The following is a 15,523-nucleotide window of genomic DNA, read 5'->3' as shown; positions in this document are numbered from 1 at the left end:
GTCAGCGTTCCAGCACCTCGTCCAGCCGGTGGGCGAGAAAGTCCACCAGCGCCGCCACCCGCGGCGCGAGTGCACCCTGCTTGTAGAACACGGCCCACACGGGCTGTGTCCACGGCAGGGTGTGTTCTTCCAGCACCACCACCAGCCGTCCCGCCGCGACATCTTCGCGCGTCAGAAAATCCGACAGCGATACGATCCCCGCACCATGCAGCGCCAGCTGCCGCAGTGTCTCGCCACTCGACGCCACCACCTGCGGCGTGATCGTCCAGCCTTCGCCGCCGTCATGGCGCAACGGCCAGGTATTCAACAGTGCCGGCGCCGTGAAGCCCAGCGTGCGATGCCCAGCCAGCGCCGCCGTATCACGCGGCGCCTCATGGCGTTCGAGATACGCGGGTGAAGCCAGCACGCGCAGCCGCGCCGCGCCCAGCCGGCGCGCATTGAGCGTCGAATCGGGCAGCGCGCCGATGCGGATTGCCAGGTCGGCCCGCTCTTCGATCAGGTCGACATAGGTTTCACCGCTGACCAGCTCCAGCCCGATCAGCGGATACGCATCCAGGAATTCGGCGACCAGTGGCGCGAGCAGATGCCCCAGCGCCGGCGTGGCGGCATTCACGCGCACCAGGCCCGCCGGCTGAGAACGGCGCGCCGCCGCTTCGGCCTCGGTGTTGGCCAGGTCGGCCAGAATCGTTCGCGCCCGTCCCAGCAGCCAGGCGCCCTCCTCGGTCAGCTGCAGGCGCCGCGTGGTGCGCTGGATCAGCGTCATGCCCAGGCTGCCCTCGAGGCGCGAGATCGTGCGCGAGACGCCCGACGGCGTCTGCCCCAGGCGCTCGGCAGCGCGTGAAAACGAGCCGGCATCCATGACTGCGGAAAATACAATCAGCGCATCCACATCAATCATTGATGACTCCGAATCAAAAGTCCATTGTAGCCGAGCGTATTTTTCCAGGCTGGCAAAGGCGGCACACTGCACGCCTGTCATCTCTGAGAAAGTACATCATGCCACTCGCACTCTGGGCGCTCGCATTGAGCGCCTTTGCCATCGGGACGACCGAATTCGTCATCGTTGGCCTGATTCCCACCATCGCCGCCAGCCTGCAGGTGTCGGTGCCCTCCGCAGGCCTCTTGGTGAGCCTGTACGCACTGGGCGTGGCCATCGGCGCACCGCTGCTCACTGCCATGACGGGCCGCGTCCCGCGCAAGCAGCTGCTGCTTGGCCTGATGGTGTTGTTTACGATCGGGAACCTGGTGGCCTGGATGGCCCCGGACTACACGGCGCTGATGGCCGCGCGCGTGCTCACTGGCCTGGCGCACGGCGTGTTCTTCTCGATCGGCTCGACCATCGCCACCAGCCTGGTGCCGAAGGAAAAAGCGGCCAGCGCGATCGCGTTGATGTTCACCGGCCTGACCGTGGCACTGGTCACCGGCGTGCCGCTCGGGACCTTCATCGGCCAGCACTTCGGCTGGCAGGCGACGTTCCTTGCGATGTCGCTGCTGGGCGTGATCGCCGTTATCGGCAGCGCCATCCTGGTGCCGTCCGATATCGCCGGCAGCAAGCCGGCGCCGCTGTTGACGCAACTGGCGGTGCTGAGGAAGCCGCGCCTGCTGCTCGTGTATGCGATCACGACGCTCGGCTACGGCGGCAGCTTCATCGCCTTCACGTACCTGGCGCCGATCCTGCAGCAAGTGTCCGGCTTCGCGGCGTCGACCGTGAGCCTGGTCATGCTGGTGTATGGCGTGTCGGTCGCGGCCGGGAATATCTGGGGCGGCAAGCTGGCCGATCGTCTCGGGCCGGTGCGCGCGCTGCAGATCGTGTTCGCGCTGCTGGCCCTCGTGCTGCTGGTGCTGACCTTCACGGCCCCGAGCAAACCGCTGGTGCTGATCACGGTCCTGGCCTGGGGCGCGGTCGCCTTCGGCAACGTGCCGGGCCTGCAGGTGTATGTGGTGCGGCGCGCCGAACGCGATGCGCCGCAGGCGGTCGATGTGGCGTCGGGCCTGAACATCGCCGCCTTCAATGTCGGCATCGCGCTGGGCGCCTGGGGTGGTGGTCTGATCGTCGCGCACCTCGGCCTGATGGCCACGCCGTGGATCGGCGCGCTGGTGGTCGTGGGCGCCCTGCTGCTCACGACACTGGCCGGCTGGCTCGATCGCCGCGACAGCGTGCCTGTAAAAGGCATGACCGCCGCGCCGGCCGCGCTGCACTGACCTGCTTACGCGTCCAGCTCGGGATAGTGGCGGAAGATGCCATCCTGGTTGAATGGAATACGGCGCGGCGATGCCAGGTAGGCCGCGATCTTCGGCCGCGCCGCCACGCGGTCGCGCAGGGCCGTGAGCTGGGGATGCTCTGCTTCGACCTTCTTCATCGCGTTGGGGAATGCATAGCGCAAGCCCTCGATGACCTGGAACAGCGACAGGTCGGCGTAGCTCACGTGCTCGCCCAGCAGGTAGTCGCGCGGTTCGGGATGGACGAGCAGCCGCGCAAAATAGCCCATGAACTTGGGGATGCGCGTCTTCACGAAATCGGCCGCGCGGCGCTCTGCCTCGGCTTTCTGGTCTTCGTAGTACAGCATCGAGGCGATCGGGTGATGCGTGTCGTGCGTCTCGGTGACCAGGTCGGCGATCGTCAGTTGCAGCTGGTGCACCCAGAGCCGGCCAGGTTCGGTGCGCGGCGCCAGGTCATGCTGTTCGCCCAGGTACAGCAGGATGTTGGCCACCTGGCCGATGGTCTGTTCGCCGGCCTTCAGGAATGGCGGAGCGAAGGCGGGATGGTCGCCGACTTCGAGCGCGGCCATCAATTGATCGACGCCGCCATTACCGCGCGCCACGTCAACATAGTCGACGCCCGCTTCCTCCAGCGCCAGGCGCACGAATTCGCCGCGGCCCTGGATCGACGGCCAGTAAAACAGTTCGTAGGGATGCGCCATGATTGTTTTCCTGTTGATGGAGAAAATTCATGGTAAACCGAACAGCACGGCCGGGAAGCACGGTACGCCGGTCAAGCAGGCGGCCTTCGATATCAGGCAACTGCACACCACCGTTTGGCGATCGTTGGCGGCAGATTGAAATGCTTCGCCGTTTCGGCAATCGATGCCTTGTTTGCTTTCTTCCATGCCGAGACCTGGCTGGCGTTGGGCCGTTGAGGACTGCCCGTGCTGTCCTTGTCCTTGGCCGTCTTGGCGGTCGCAGCGCGCGCCCCCTGGCCGCCGACGCGACTGGAGGCCGTGCGGTGCATGCTGCGGGTCTGCGCCATGTCCGCAGCGGTGCGTGCTGCTGACACGCTGTCGTCGACCGGTTCGTTCCCGGTCACAGGGCCCTGCGCGAGGGCGGCTTCCGGCGGCTGGTTGTGCGTCATGGATGTTCTTTCGTGCTGATAAATAAGTGCCGCCATTATGACCTGCTCCGGATCGCGCCCCCGCATTCGGGGCGATCAATGTGACGCGACAAGCCGGGCGCGCCACAGGCATCGCCCGATTGTCGCTATTGAGCAACATCCCACCGTGGGCCGAACCCTGTCAACAGGGCCACTGGCCCCAATCCTGTTGGTTCCTGACGAATCATTACACTTTCTCCAAGCGCACGTTGGCAATCGGGAACATAATTGCACTTAGGAACTAATTTAATAAAGTTCGCCCGCCACTTTCTGCCCAATGGAGCGCTCGATGATCTTCGCGCGATTGACCCAACGCTGGCACGCCTTGCGCCATTGGCGCGAGCGCCAGTCCCTGAATGCCCACGTCCGCTTCGAGGACACGACCTTCAACCGGGCGTACCGCGATGCGGTGCATGGCGACGCCGGCCTGGTCCTGTGGCAGCAGGATGGCGAACATGGCCACTTCGCGCTGCAGTTGCGCGCGGCGCAGCGTGACGATCCGCAGGGCGGGCTGACCTTGATGCTGCTCGCGAATGGCGCGGTCCTGCACCGCCTGTCCTGGACCTGGACCGACGGCGCGCCGCTGGTGACCCACAACGCCGGCCTGTGGCGCGACGCCGGGCCGGCCTTCGATGCCTTCGAACGCGCGTTCCCGAATAATTCACCCAGCTTCTTCGCGTTCGCCGCCTTGCAGGGCGCGGCGCAGGCGCTGGGCATCGAGCGCGTGCTCGCGCTGCGCGCCACCGCCCACCCGGCGTATCACGCAGACCAGCACGCGGCATTCGAAAGCGGCTATGACGGTTTCTGGCGCATTCTCGGCGGCGCCGAATACGATGCGCGCCACTACCAGATCACGCTGCCGTTCTACCTCAAGCCACTGGCCGACATGCCATCGAAGCACCGCAAGCGCGCCGCCCAACGCCGCGAGCAGTGGCGCGCGATCGGCGAGGCGGCGCGCGGCACGCTGCTGCACTATATGGCGCCGGTCGCCACGACCGCTGCCGCTGCCAGAGCGCCCACCATCGCACAAGCCTGACCCCACCACGACGCTTGCCAGATTCACCACGGCCATCAAGCGTCGTGCTACACTCGCGCCTTCGCTAGGGGTCCTGGAACGTTGTTCCGGGTGAGACATACCCTTCGTACCTGATCTGGATAATGCCAGCGAAGGAAAGCGCAAAGCAGCCCTCCCGTTCGTTTGCCCTTCCCCCACGTTGGCTCCGGCTTGATTTCAAAGCGGCGCGCCTCTGTGGCGCGCAAACACGAGCACACCATGACCTTCACTCTGAAGCACCCCGTTCTTGCCTGCGCCATCCTGCAGGCCTTCGTTGTCACGCCTGCCGCAGTCGCACAGGACACCATCCCCTCGGTCGTCGTCACCAGCAGCAAATGGATCGCGCTCGACCGCGCCAGCGTCGGCGGTTTCGCCGAAACGCAGCTGCTCGACGCGCCAGCATCGATTACCTCGATCGGCCAGGGCCAGATGCAGGACCTGTCGATCCGCAGCGTCACCGATGCGAGCCGCTACGACGCCTCGATCGGCGACGCCTACAACGCCATCGGCTACGCCGAACAGTTCTCGGTGCGCGGCTTCACGCTCGACAACGCGACCAGCTACCGCAAGGACATGATCGCCATTTCGGGCGACACGCAGATCCCGCTCGAGAACAAGGAGCGCATCGAAATCCTGCGCGGCCTGGCCGGTCTGCAAGCCGGCGTTGCAGCACCCGGCGGCATGCTCAACTTCGTCACCAAGCGCCCGACCAATGCGCCGCTGCGTTCGGCCACGGTCGAAGTGCGCGAACGCGGCACCGTGTACGGCGCGGTCGACCTGGGCGGCCGCTTCGCCGACCGCCGTTTCGGCTACCGCATCAATGCTGCCGCCGAAGACCTGAAATCGTACGTGCGCGGCGCCGACGGCAAACGCCAGTTCATCTCGGCCGCTTTCGACTGGCAGATGTCGCCGGATGCGCTGTTCCAGATCGACGTCGACCACCAGCACAAGGAGCAGGTCACCGCCCCCGGCTACCAGTTGCTGCGCAATGAAACCCTGCCCACCGGGATCTCCGCAAAAACGCTGCTCAACGACCAGCCATGGACGCGCCCCGTCGACACGGACAGCAGCAATCTGGGCCTGCGCTTCGAGTACCGCATCAGCGACCGCTGGACCGCAACCGTCAACGCCAACAAGCACTGGTTCAAGCGCGATGACTTCACCGCTTTCCCCTACGGTTGCAGCAATGAGGGCGACGGCTACTATCCGGGCTACTGCTCGAACGGTGACTACGACGTCTACGACTTCCAGAGCACCGGCGAGCGCAAGACGCCATGGGGCGCGCAAGCGATGCTGCAGGGTCGCTTCGACACGGGCGCCGTGCGCCACGCGCTGACGCTCGGCATCGCGTACGCCGAACGCCACGACAGCTTCGGCGAATACGTCTACGACTACGTCGGCTCAAGCAATATCTGGCAAAACCAGATCGTGCCGCCGGTGGACAGCAGCCGCGTCACCGGGCCGGTGATGGAACGCCGCGCAACCGAAGAGCGTTCGCTGTTCGTGCAGGATGTCGTGACCCTGGCGCCAGCCTGGACGCTGCATGCCGGCGTGCGCTATGTCCAGCTCAAGCTTGATGCGCTGGAAGAAATCGATCAGGCGCGCGTGAAGTCAAAAGACTCGTTCGCGCTGCCGAACGTGGCGCTGGTGTACGCGCCGGCACCGGACTGGCGCGTGTACGGCTCGATCAGCCACGGACTGCAATACGGCGGCATCGCACCGATGGAGACGGTCAACCAGAACACGGTGCTTTCGCCAAGCCGCTCGAAGCAGTTCGAGTTCGGCGTCAAGCGCAATGTGAACGAGCAGCTGGCGCTGTCGGGCGCCGTATTCGAAATCACCCAGGGCCTCGAGTACACGAACGCCGCCAACGTCTTCGTGCGCGCCGGCGAGCAGACGCACCGCGGCATCGAACTGTCGGCGCAGGGCCGCGCCCTGCCCGGCCTGAACTACAACCTGTCGCTGATGGCGCTCGATACGGACCAGAAGGACACGGGCGACGCCAGCACCGAAGGCAAGCGCGTGACCAATGTGCCGGAACTGCGCACGGCTGCGTGGGTCGAGTACGCGGTGCCGCAGGTGGCGGGACTCAAGCTGGACGCGCAGTGGCAGTATTCGGGCAACAAGGTGTTCGATCCGGCCAACCGGGTCAAGGTGCCGGGGTACCACGTGGCCGGGTTCGGCGCGTCGTACCTGCTGCGCGCGGGTGGTTTGAACACGATCATCCGGGCGCGGATGGACAATGCGTTCGACAAGTTCTACTGGCGCGATGTGACGCAGTCGCTGGGTGGGTATTTGCTGCCGGGGGCGCCGCGGACGTTCAGGGTGTCGGCGCAGATTGATTTTTGATTGAAGCCGGTAGTGGACTACAGTTGCTGTTGTGACTGTGGTTCCTACCAGTGGCGGACGGGTCGACGCTTAGGCACATCAGGATGCGGTCGCGACGTGGACTCTTGAACTATCCCGGCTTTCTACGCTTATCATTTTGAATAATATGATAAGCGCGTCCATTAGGGTCCTGCTGAGCATATCTTTGTGACTGTCCATGCACGCGAGATACCAAGGTGCCGACTATTGCCCGATCTGTTGGTCAGCCAGAAAAATCAGGAGGGCGTGGGGGTTTCGCGCCTCATATCTGTCCGGTCACGGGACGCAATTCTACCGGGATGTCGCACGGCGTTCTGGTTTGGACGACGAAAGACTCGAACGGGACGCCGCACCCTCCTGCTGCACGCCTGGATGCACTCAGGACTTAATCCGACAACTCCTCCAACTTGCCCAGACACCGCCGCTCAAACCCGTTCAGCCCCTGCATCACGAGCGGATCATCGTCATTGATCACACCAGCATCCAGCAGCAGGCGCAACGTGGCGATCCTGTCACCAAGCGCCAGCGCCCTGGCCGGATTCGAGCCTTCCGGCTCATGTGCATGCGCGATCGCCTTGACGACATCCGGCGGGAAATCCCAGTGGCTGGCGATCACCGCCGACAGCTCGCGGCTGGCGACAAAGAACGCAATGCCAAATTCGCCGGAGCCCGGCACTTTGCCTTCGCAGACGCGGTCGGCGATCTGGAACGCCACCTGCAATCCCAGGTTGTGCATCAGGCCCGCCAGATAGGACTCGAACACGCCGGCGGACAATCCCGGCGCCATGACGCTGGCGGCGAATGCGCAGCGTTCGGCATGCTTCCAGACGACGGGCGCCACCTTGCGCGCAACGCCCTGCGTCGTCACGCGCAGCAGCGGACGAAACGCGATGCGCGCGAGCAGCATGCGCAAGCCGTTCAGGCCGAGCATCGTGACGGCGCCTTCAAGCGTTTCGATGGGCGTCACGGGTCGGTAATAGGCACTGTTCGCTTCGCGGATGACTTCGGCGACCAGCACCAGGTCGCGCCCCACCTGAGCGGACAGCGCGCCCGTCGAGATATTCTCGTCCGATAGCGCGGTCAGGAGCTGCGAAATCAGTTCGGGGATACGTGGCACGAGGCCGGAGGCACAGACAGGATCGGCGGCGAGCGAGCGCACTTCGTCCAGGATCTGGGCCTCCTGTTCGGGTGACGCCGCGCAGCGGCTGCTGGCCGTCAGCCAGCGATAATAGGTGGCGTGGACCTCAGTCGCCATGGCCTGACTGTCTTCGCCCGTCAGCGCTGCGCCGACGGCTGCGGGCGCGACGGTTTCCTTCTCCGCGCCGCCCAGCAAGCGACCAATCCAATTTTTCATCGCGTCCCGCCCCGTGTTCAGAAAGTGGCATATTGTAATGCCACAAAGAAACAAATAGTCGGCCTGGACAAACTATTTACTGCCGATCGGCCTTGTCTCTGGCATATCGGCGCAGTTTAAGTCGTACGCTTGAGGTAGATCAATCGGGCGCCGCAAGCAGCTGTTCTACCTGCACCATGCGCTGCGGCAGCTCGCCTGCCAGTAGGGTGTACGCGATGCCGCGCCTGGCCAGTGTTTCGAGGAGCATCCGGTGCACCATCTGGCGCACCGCTTCCGATTCGCGCTGCAGGCCGTCCGGCTCCCAAGGACCGTCGGGTGCGGTGACCAGCGTGACGGCATAGGCGTGACGCGCGGCGAGCTGAGCCAGTTGGGCATCCACCCGGTCCCAGTACACCTGGCTGTACAACGCCGTCATCAGGGCCGTCGTGTCGCAGAACAGGTAGCGCCGCGCGATGCGGGCCGCCGCATCCTCGCGCGCCAGTTGCGTGCGCGCGATGCCGAACTGGTCTTCCTCGCGCGGCACGCGGGCGTGCACGTCGACGAATTCGCGCAGGTACTCGGGCACCCAGACCGTGTCGTAGCGCCGCGCCAGCGCTTCGGACAGCGTGGACTTGCCTGACGATTCGGCGCCCAGGATCGCAATCCTGGCCACACCGGCAACGGGCATGGTCATGCCCGCTTCTCCACATGCGCGGCCCAGGCGCGCAGGCCGGCCATGGCCAGCAGCACGAACACGCCATACAGCACGGCCGTGAGCATCAGGCCCTTGTAGACATATAGGCCGACATACAGGATGTCGACGGCGATCCAGATGTGCCAGTTCTCGAGCTTCTTGCGCGCCAGGAGCAGTTGTCCCAGCAGGCTGCCGGCGGTCAGGAAGCCATCGGCGTGCGGCACATCGGTGTCGGTGAAATGATCGAGGAAGGTCGAGAGCAGCACGAAGCCGGCGACCCACGCGACGAGCACCCAGGCGCGCGCGCCGGGTTTGAGGCGCGTGACGACCAGCGGCGCATTGCCGGCGCCGCGCAGCCACATGCTCCAGCCCCAGATCGACGCGCCGATGAACACGAACTGCAGCCCCATGTCGCCGTACAGCCGCGCCTCGAAGAACACCACCGCGTAGGTGGCCGACGACGCGATCGAGAACAGCCAGGCCCAGTGCTTCTGGCGGATGTTGAGCACGACCGTGACGACGGCCAGCAGGAACGAAATCAGTTCGAGTGGCGACGTCGTCAGGCCGGCGAGGACAAGGGGTTCGTTCATGCGTGGATGTACCCGTCCTACTTCTTCGGATACTTGATCGTCATTTCCTTGAGCAGGTTGTCGGCATGATCGACCTCTTTCATTACCCACAGCATGTAGCGGATATCCACGTGGATCGCGCGCGTGATGGCGGTGTCGAAGTACCAGTCCTTGGTGATCGATTCATAGGTCGAATCGAAGTTCAGGCCCACCAGCTCGCCCCGCCCGTTCATCACGGCCGAACCCGAATTGCCGCCCGTGGTGTCGGCGCTCGACAGGAAGTTGACCGGCACGGTGCCCAGCGCCTTGTCCTTGAACACGCCGTAGCGCTTGCCCTGGATCGCTTCCTTGAGCGCGGCCGGCACGATGAACGGGTCCTTGTCGGTTTCTTTCTCAAGAATGCCTTCGACGGTCGTGAACGGCCCTTTCAGCAGGCCGTCGCGCGGCGCGTACGGCGATACCGTGCCATAGGTCACGCGCAGCGTCGAGTTGGCGTCCGGGTAGACCGGCTTGCCCTGCGACGTCTTGAATGCGATCACGGCCGCCATGTATTGCGGGATCACGCGTTCCAGGTTGCCGTCGATCTCGTTGCGCCCGTTTTCCAGCGCCATGCCGGCGTCGTGCAGGCGCACGGCCAGTGCGATGAACGGGTCGTTCGAGGCGCGGAACGCCTGCGGATCCTTGCCGATCCAGGCCAGGCGCTTTGCGGTGTCGGCCAGCTCGCTGCTGCGGTACATCGCCGGCAGCGCCGCTTCGGTCGGCAGCAGTGCGTCGAGGCCCTGCGGGCGCACGGCGCCATCAATGCGGGCGTAGCGGGCCAACGCGGCCTTGTAGCGCGCTTCGTCCACCGCTGGCACGAACGATTGCTCGAGCCGCGTCAAACGCGCCTTGATGAACGACAGGTCGCGTTCCTGGTAGCCGCCTTCGCGCTCTGCGTCGGGCTTCTGGCGCTCGAGGGCCAGGCGATACAGCGTGCGCGCGCTCTTGAGCAGGTCGCTGTGGGTCGCTTCGTTCCAGGCGGCTTCCTGGCGTTGCAGCGCCATGTCGCGGGCGATCACGGCGTCCAGTTCGGTCAGCAGGTTCTTGTTGGCGCCGGCGTGGCGTTGCTGCCAGGTGCGGAACTCGGCGTCCTGCACGTCCTTGATGGCGGCGATGTCCTTGCGCGCGAAGCCGTCCATCAGGCCCTGCGTCTTTTTCAGCACGTTGTTCAGGCTCTTGGCCACGCTCGCATAGCGCACGTCCCAGGCCGGATTGCCCTTGGTTGCGGCGGCGATGGTCGCCAGGTCGGCCGTGATCGTGGCTGCCTTGGCCGGGAAATCGACGTCGCGTGCGAAGCGGATCTCGCTTGGCAGCTTGTAGCGGCTGGTGCGGCCCGGATAGCCGGCCAGCAGGATCGGATCGCCGTTCTTCAGGCCTTCGGCCGACACCACCAGGAAGTCCTTCGAGCGGTATGGCACGTTGTCCGGCGACGGGTCGGCCGGGCGGCCGTCCTTGCCGACGTAGGCGCGCAGGAACGAGTAATCGCCCGTCTGGCGCGGCCACTCGTAGTTGTCGATGTCGCCGCCGAAGTTGCCGATGCGGTCGGACGGCGCGTGCACCAGGCGCACGTCGCGGATCATCAGCTGCCTGATGCGGTAGTACTCCAGGCCGCGGTGAAACGCCGGCACCGAGCAGCGCGTCGATTTGTCGGTTTCGCACTCGGCGATCAGGGCCTTCACGCGCGCGGCGACCAGCGCATGGCGCTCGCTGCCCGACAGCGTGGGGCTCAGGCCATCCAGGACGCGCTTGGTGACGTTCTCGACCTTTTCGGTCACGTAGATCAGCGTGCTCGGGCCGCCCGGCAGTTCTTCGGCGCGGGTCCTGGCCAAAAAGCCATTGACGATGTAGTTCTGCTCTGGCGTCGAATTGCGCTGGATCGCACCGTAGGCGCAGTGGTGGTTCGTGACCACCAGGCCATCGGGCGACACGAACGAGGCCGAGCAGCCGCCGAGCGACACCATGGCGCTCATCGGATGCTTGCTCAGGTCGGCCAGCTTCGCGGCCGGCATCGTGATGCCGATGCGCTTGAGTTCGGACGAGAGCTGCGGCAGCTGGTGCGGTTGCCACTGGCCTTCGTCGGCGAAGGCGGCGGTCGCGGCGCCCAGGAGGGCGACAGGCAGGAAAATCGATTTGAACAAGACAACACCCTGGATGAAAAAAGCAATGCGGGAGTATATCGCCGTTGTATCCCGGCCGTGGCGATTTATGGCGAAGCGACCGCCGCACCGGTCGCGTCAACACTGCGTCACATTGCTCTGGCAGGATGTAATATTGTCGTTTTGCAAGACAGGCATCCAGGGAAGGCATGCAAACATGACAAGCGAGGCGCCACTGTACCGACATACTGTTCTGTACCTGTGCCAGAGTTTCTTCATCAAGGACAACCGGGCAGAGTTGCTGCTGCACTCGCACAAATACGATTTCGATATCCGCTTCTTCAGCGAGCTGGCGCAGTATGTCGCGGCCATCGAGGCCGATCGCGGCACCAGCCTGTTTGTGATCGATCTCGACGCCCTGCACAATATGCAGGCCGACCTGCAGGATGCGCGCAAGACGCTGATGCTGGGTGAACTGCTGGCGCGCCTGCCGCCCGGTCACAGTTACGTCTACCTGCAATCGAGCCGCCAGGGCAGCCGCTTCCTGCTGCAGCAGCGGCTGGTCGACAGCCATTGCCTGGCGTATGCCGAAAAGCCGATCGCCAACGATGTGCTGGTCGACAAGCTGTTCAACCTGTTCGTGCAGCGCAAGCGCGGCGACGCCGTCACCCTGGTCACGCTCGGCGTACCGGGCAGCCTGAATGACGCGGCGCTGCGCGACCAGCGCATCGACGTCAGTTATCACGCCGAGCCATCGACGCTGCACCTGCGGGTCAAGGAACTGCAGCCCGACCTGGTCTTGATCCCCGACAGCGACTACCTGCGGGTGGACGCCCTGGCGCGCGTGATGCAAAAGAATATCGAGGCCGATCCGGTGCGCGAAATCGTGTTGCTGCAGCGCCGCCCGGACGACGCGCTGGCCCGGCGCGCACTGGGCGATGGCTTCGATGCAGTCCTGCCCGACACCGGCTCGGGCATGCTCGAAGCGCAACTGGCCAACCGCGCGGCCAAGATCCGGATCAACAAGGATCTGATCGGCAAGGACCGCGCAACGGGGCTGCTCAACAAGGTCGGGCTGCGGCGTAAAACACAGGACCTGATCCGCCAGGCCACGCTGGAAGACAAGCCACTGGCCTTCGGCGTCATCGACATCGACAAGTTCAAGACCATCAACGACACCTGGGGCCACCATTTCGGCGATATCGTCATCAAGCGCTTATGCCTGTGCCTGGCGCCGCAAATGGACGAGCGCGATCTGCTCAGCCGCTTCGGTGGCGAAGAATTCGTGGTGGTGTTCTGGGATTGCACGCCGGCGCAGGCGTGGGCGCGCCTGGACGCGCTGCGCGCATCGTTCGGCGCCATCGCGTTCCAGGTCGCGCCGGGCGACGAGCGGCGCTTTTCGTTCAGCGGCGGGCTGGCGGCGTTTCCCGCGCAGCGCAGCGAAAACGAACTGTTCGTGCAGGCCGATGCAATGCTCTACACGGCCAAGCAAGGTGGACGCAACCGGATCTGTCCGGCGCCCTGAGCTAGCCTTTGGCGTCGGACAGCTTGCCCAGGCAGCGCCGTTCGAAGCTGTTCAGGCCATCGGCAACGAGGTTGTCGTCCTCCGCGACGACGTGGGCATCGATCAGCACGCGCAGCTTGGCGATCTGGTCGCCCCGCTCGAGCGCGCGGGCCAGCGCCGATGCGGCCGGCGTGCCGGCGCTGGCGATGGCGTTCACGACGTCCGGCGGGAACTCCCAGTGCGCCGCAATCGACGCCGACAGACCGCGGCTGACGGCGAACAGCCGTGCACCGAACTCGCTCGAGCCGGGAATCTTGCCCGCTTCGGCCGCGCGCTCGGCCAGGCGGAAGGCCACCAGCAAGCCCAGGTTCTGCATCAGGCCCGCCAGGTACGCTTCGAACACGCCGGCAGCCATGCCCGGCGCCATCAGGCTCGACGCCAGCGCGCACTTTTCGGCCTGATGCCAGACGAGCGGCGCCGCCTGGCGCGCAAAGCCGGTGTCGGCCATGCGCAGCAGCGGGCGGAACGCGATGCGCGCCAGCAACATGCGCAGGCCGTTCTGGCCGAGCATCAACAGTGCGGCATCGAGCGACTTGATCGGCTGCAGCGGGCGGTAATACGCGCTGTTGGCTTCGCGGATCACTTCGGCCACCAGCACCGTGTCGCGTTCGACCGAGCGCGCCAGCGCCCCCTGCGATACGGCGTCGTCGGCCAGGTCGCGCAGCAGTTCCGGGATCAGTTCGGGGATGCGGGGCACCAGACCGCTGGCCGCGCCCGGATCGAGCGCCAGCGTGCGCACCAAATCCAGCAGGTGTTCTTCGACGTCGGGCGTGGCTTCATAGCCGGCCTTGGCGGTCAGCCAGCGGTAATAGGCACCGTCGACCTGCTCGGCCAGGTCGGGCGCAGGCTCACTGGCCGGCGCTTCGCTCGCGGCCACGGCTGGCGTCTTGTCGGCGCCCAGCATACGGTCAATCCATTTTTTCATAAAGTCGGTCGGGCCTCGGATGCGTCATTGTAAGCCCTGACGCGACTCAATTGACAATCGCCGGCGCGTTGTTCACCTCTCCGTCGGTCCAGCCACCGCCCAGCGCCTGGATCAGCGCCACCGCCGTCGTCTGGCGGTCAGCCTGCACCTGCACCAGCTGGCGCCGCGCATTGAGCGCCGTGACCTGCGCCTGCACCACCTCGGTATAGCTCACCTGCCCCGACTTGTAGCGGTTCAGGATCTGCTCTTCGACCAGCCCGGCTGCTTCGGCGGCTTCGACGCGCAACTGCTGCTGCTGCTCGAGCACGCGGGTGGCGGCCAGGCCGTTCTCGACATCGGCAAACGCCGTCAGGACCACCTGGCGGTAGCTGGCCACGGTGGCCTGGTGGCGCGCTTCGGCGCCTTCCACGCTGGCGCGCGTGGCGCCGGCATTGAACAGCGTCTGCGCCGCCGACAGGCCGAACGACCAGGCCGCGTTCGACAGCGAGAACAGGTCGCCCACGCGACTCGTGTTGTTGCCGTACGAAGCCGACAGCCCGAAAGTCGGGAAGTAGGCCGAGCGCGCGATGCCGATGTCGGCATTGGCCACGGCCACATTGCGTTCGGCGGCGGCGATGTCGGGCCGGCGCTGCAGCAGTGTGGACGGCACGCCGACCGGGACGGCCGGCACCACGACCTGCCATGGCGTGCTGGCCAGCGCAAAGCTCGACGGACTCTGGCCGACCAGCACCGCAATCGCATGTTCGAGCTCGGCGCGCGAGCGCGCAAGGCCAAGCGCGTCGCTGCGCGCCGTGGCCAGCTGCGTCTGCGCCTGCAGCACATCCGAGCGCGCCGAGACGCCCGCTGCAAAGCGGTTCGACGTAATCTGCAGCACGCGTTCGTAGCCCTCGATGGTGGACGCGAGCATCCCGATCTGGGCATCCGTCTGGCGCAGCGAGAAATAGTTGATCGCCAGCTCGCCAAGGGCCGCAAGGCGCACGCTGGCCAGGTCGGCGGCGCTGGCCTGGGCGCTGGCTTCGGCCGCACCGACCGCCGTGCGCAGGCGGCCGAACACATCCGGCTCCCAGCTTGCGCCGATCTGCAGGCGGTAGGCGCTGGCGGCGCCGCGGTTGGTGTCGCCGCTGCTGCCGCTACTACCGCCGCCGGCACGGTCACCGCCGGCGCCAAGCGACACCACCGGGAACAGCGATGCGCGCTGCTGCGCGACAATGGCACGCGCCTGCGCGTAGTTGGCCACGGCGACGGCGATGTTCTGGTTGGCGGCTTCCACCTGGCGGCTGAGGCGATCGAGTTCCGGGTCGTTGAACAGCTGCCACCAGGGACCGCGCTCGAGCGCGTCGGCGGGTGCTGCCGGCGCCCAGCCCGGCAAGGGCGCGTTGACGCCCTTGTACGATTCCGGCACCGGGCCGGCTGGCAGCGCCGCAGGCCGTTGGTACGCCGGGCCGACGGCGCAGCCGCCAAGGCCGAGAGCCATGGCGAGGAGGGTCAGGTGCAGGGAGGTAGAGATTTGCATGG

13 protein-coding genes and 1 riboswitch are annotated in these 15,523 nt (G+C 65.7%); of the genes, 4 read left to right on the top strand and 9 right to left on the bottom strand.

The features are described from left to right. Position 1: 1 nt before the first annotated feature. Positions 2-898, bottom strand: a complete 897-nt coding sequence (locus tag AC56LN_RS06070) for a LysR family transcriptional regulator (protein ID WP_499570429.1) — start codon at positions 896-898, stop codon at positions 2-4. 98 nt (positions 899-996) lie between these two features. Between AC56LN_RS06070 and AC56LN_RS06065 the strand changes: the two genes are divergently transcribed. After that, positions 997-2,202 (top strand): MFS transporter, encoded by a 1,206-nt coding sequence (locus AC56LN_RS06065; protein WP_499570428.1) that lies wholly within the window; start codon positions 997-999, stop codon positions 2,200-2,202. 5 nt (positions 2,203-2,207) lie between these two features. On the opposite strand, the gene AC56LN_RS06060 is transcribed toward AC56LN_RS06065, so the two are convergent. Together AC56LN_RS06060 and AC56LN_RS06055 are read right to left on the bottom strand one after the other, a co-directional pair. Beyond that, positions 2,208-2,921, bottom strand: coding sequence for a glutathione S-transferase (locus AC56LN_RS06060; RefSeq protein WP_499570427.1), 714 nt, complete (start codon positions 2,919-2,921; stop codon positions 2,208-2,210). A 92-nt stretch (positions 2,922-3,013) separates the two neighbouring features. Further along, positions 3,014-3,349: a hypothetical protein gene (locus AC56LN_RS06055; RefSeq protein ID WP_499570425.1), complete on the bottom strand. Its 336-nt coding sequence runs from the start codon at positions 3,347-3,349 to the stop codon at positions 3,014-3,016. Between the two features lie 307 nt (positions 3,350-3,656). Here AC56LN_RS06055 and AC56LN_RS06050 point away from each other — a divergent pair, with 307 nt between their 5' ends. Together AC56LN_RS06050 and AC56LN_RS06045 are read left to right on the top strand one after the other, a co-directional pair. After that, positions 3,657-4,403: a DUF535 family protein gene (locus AC56LN_RS06050; RefSeq protein ID WP_499570424.1), complete on the top strand. Its 747-nt coding sequence runs from the start codon at positions 3,657-3,659 to the stop codon at positions 4,401-4,403. A 56-nt stretch (positions 4,404-4,459) separates the two neighbouring features. Beyond that, positions 4,460-4,557: riboswitch (TPP riboswitch) on the top strand. Between the two features lie 83 nt (positions 4,558-4,640). After that, positions 4,641-6,770 carry a TonB-dependent siderophore receptor gene (locus AC56LN_RS06045; protein ID WP_499570423.1) on the top strand — a complete coding sequence of 710 codons (2,130 nt, stop codon included), beginning with the start codon at positions 4,641-4,643 and terminating at the stop codon, positions 6,768-6,770. Positions 6,771-7,173: 403 nt separating this feature from the next. Here the strand turns inward: AC56LN_RS06045 and AC56LN_RS06040 are convergent, their stop codons facing one another. From AC56LN_RS06040 to AC56LN_RS06025, 4 genes are all read right to left on the bottom strand, one after another. Then, positions 7,174-8,142: an HDOD domain-containing protein gene (locus AC56LN_RS06040; RefSeq protein WP_499570422.1), complete on the bottom strand. Its 969-nt coding sequence runs from the start codon at positions 8,140-8,142 to the stop codon at positions 7,174-7,176. A 139-nt stretch (positions 8,143-8,281) separates the two neighbouring features. Further along, positions 8,282-8,815: an AAA family ATPase gene (locus AC56LN_RS06035; RefSeq protein WP_499570420.1), complete on the bottom strand. Its 534-nt coding sequence runs from the start codon at positions 8,813-8,815 to the stop codon at positions 8,282-8,284. Beyond that, positions 8,812-9,405 carry a nicotinamide riboside transporter PnuC gene (gene pnuC, locus AC56LN_RS06030; protein WP_499570419.1) on the bottom strand — a complete coding sequence of 198 codons (594 nt, stop codon included), beginning with the start codon at positions 9,403-9,405 and terminating at the stop codon, positions 8,812-8,814. The genes AC56LN_RS06035 and pnuC overlap by 4 nt, the downstream gene beginning before the upstream one ends. Before the next feature lie 17 nt (positions 9,406-9,422). Then, positions 9,423-11,561 carry a S46 family peptidase gene (locus AC56LN_RS06025; RefSeq protein ID WP_499570418.1) on the bottom strand — a complete coding sequence of 713 codons (2,139 nt, stop codon included), beginning with the start codon at positions 11,559-11,561 and terminating at the stop codon, positions 9,423-9,425. 175 nt (positions 11,562-11,736) lie between these two features. On the opposite strand from AC56LN_RS06025, the gene AC56LN_RS06020 reads away from it, so the two are divergent. Further along, complete coding sequence (locus AC56LN_RS06020; protein ID WP_499570416.1) at positions 11,737-13,044, top strand: GGDEF domain-containing protein; 1,308 nt, start codon at positions 11,737-11,739, stop codon at positions 13,042-13,044. A 1-nt stretch (position 13,045) separates the two neighbouring features. Here AC56LN_RS06020 and AC56LN_RS06015 read toward each other — a convergent pair whose 3' ends face one another. Continuing rightward, positions 13,046-14,008: an HDOD domain-containing protein gene (locus tag AC56LN_RS06015; protein ID WP_499570415.1), complete on the bottom strand. Its 963-nt coding sequence runs from the start codon at positions 14,006-14,008 to the stop codon at positions 13,046-13,048. Between the two features lie 46 nt (positions 14,009-14,054). Beyond that, positions 14,055-15,521 carry an efflux transporter outer membrane subunit gene (locus AC56LN_RS06010; RefSeq protein WP_499570414.1) on the bottom strand — a complete coding sequence of 489 codons (1,467 nt, stop codon included), beginning with the start codon at positions 15,519-15,521 and terminating at the stop codon, positions 14,055-14,057. Positions 15,522-15,523 lie beyond the last annotated feature (2 nt).

The organism is Telluria sp. ZT3P26 (assembly GCF_059686035.1).
The sequence above is the reverse complement of the archived record's forward strand: the minus strand, read 5'-3'. Positions and strand labels throughout refer to the sequence as shown.

Coding starts and splice junctions, on each gene's coding strand:
- AC56LN_RS06070 (WP_499570429.1), bottom strand. CDS start 898: ATGATTGATGTGGATGCGCTGATTGTATTTTCCGCAGTCATGGATGCC.
- AC56LN_RS06065 (WP_499570428.1), top strand. CDS start 997: ATGCCACTCGCACTCTGGGCGCTCGCATTGAGCGCCTTTGCCATCGGG.
- AC56LN_RS06060 (WP_499570427.1), bottom strand. CDS start 2,921: ATGGCGCATCCCTACGAACTGTTTTACTGGCCGTCGATCCAGGGCCGC.
- AC56LN_RS06055 (WP_499570425.1), bottom strand. CDS start 3,349: ATGACGCACAACCAGCCGCCGGAAGCCGCCCTCGCGCAGGGCCCTGTG.
- AC56LN_RS06050 (WP_499570424.1), top strand. CDS start 3,657: ATGATCTTCGCGCGATTGACCCAACGCTGGCACGCCTTGCGCCATTGG.
- AC56LN_RS06045 (WP_499570423.1), top strand. CDS start 4,641: ATGACCTTCACTCTGAAGCACCCCGTTCTTGCCTGCGCCATCCTGCAG.
- AC56LN_RS06040 (WP_499570422.1), bottom strand. CDS start 8,142: ATGAAAAATTGGATTGGTCGCTTGCTGGGCGGCGCGGAGAAGGAAACC.
- AC56LN_RS06035 (WP_499570420.1), bottom strand. CDS start 8,815: ATGACCATGCCCGTTGCCGGTGTGGCCAGGATTGCGATCCTGGGCGCC.
- pnuC (WP_499570419.1), bottom strand. CDS start 9,405: ATGAACGAACCCCTTGTCCTCGCCGGCCTGACGACGTCGCCACTCGAA.
- AC56LN_RS06020 (WP_499570416.1), top strand. CDS start 11,737: ATGACAAGCGAGGCGCCACTGTACCGACATACTGTTCTGTACCTGTGC.
- AC56LN_RS06015 (WP_499570415.1), bottom strand. CDS start 14,008: ATGAAAAAATGGATTGACCGTATGCTGGGCGCCGACAAGACGCCAGCC.
- AC56LN_RS06010 (WP_499570414.1), bottom strand. CDS start 15,521: ATGCAAATCTCTACCTCCCTGCACCTGACCCTCCTCGCCATGGCTCTC.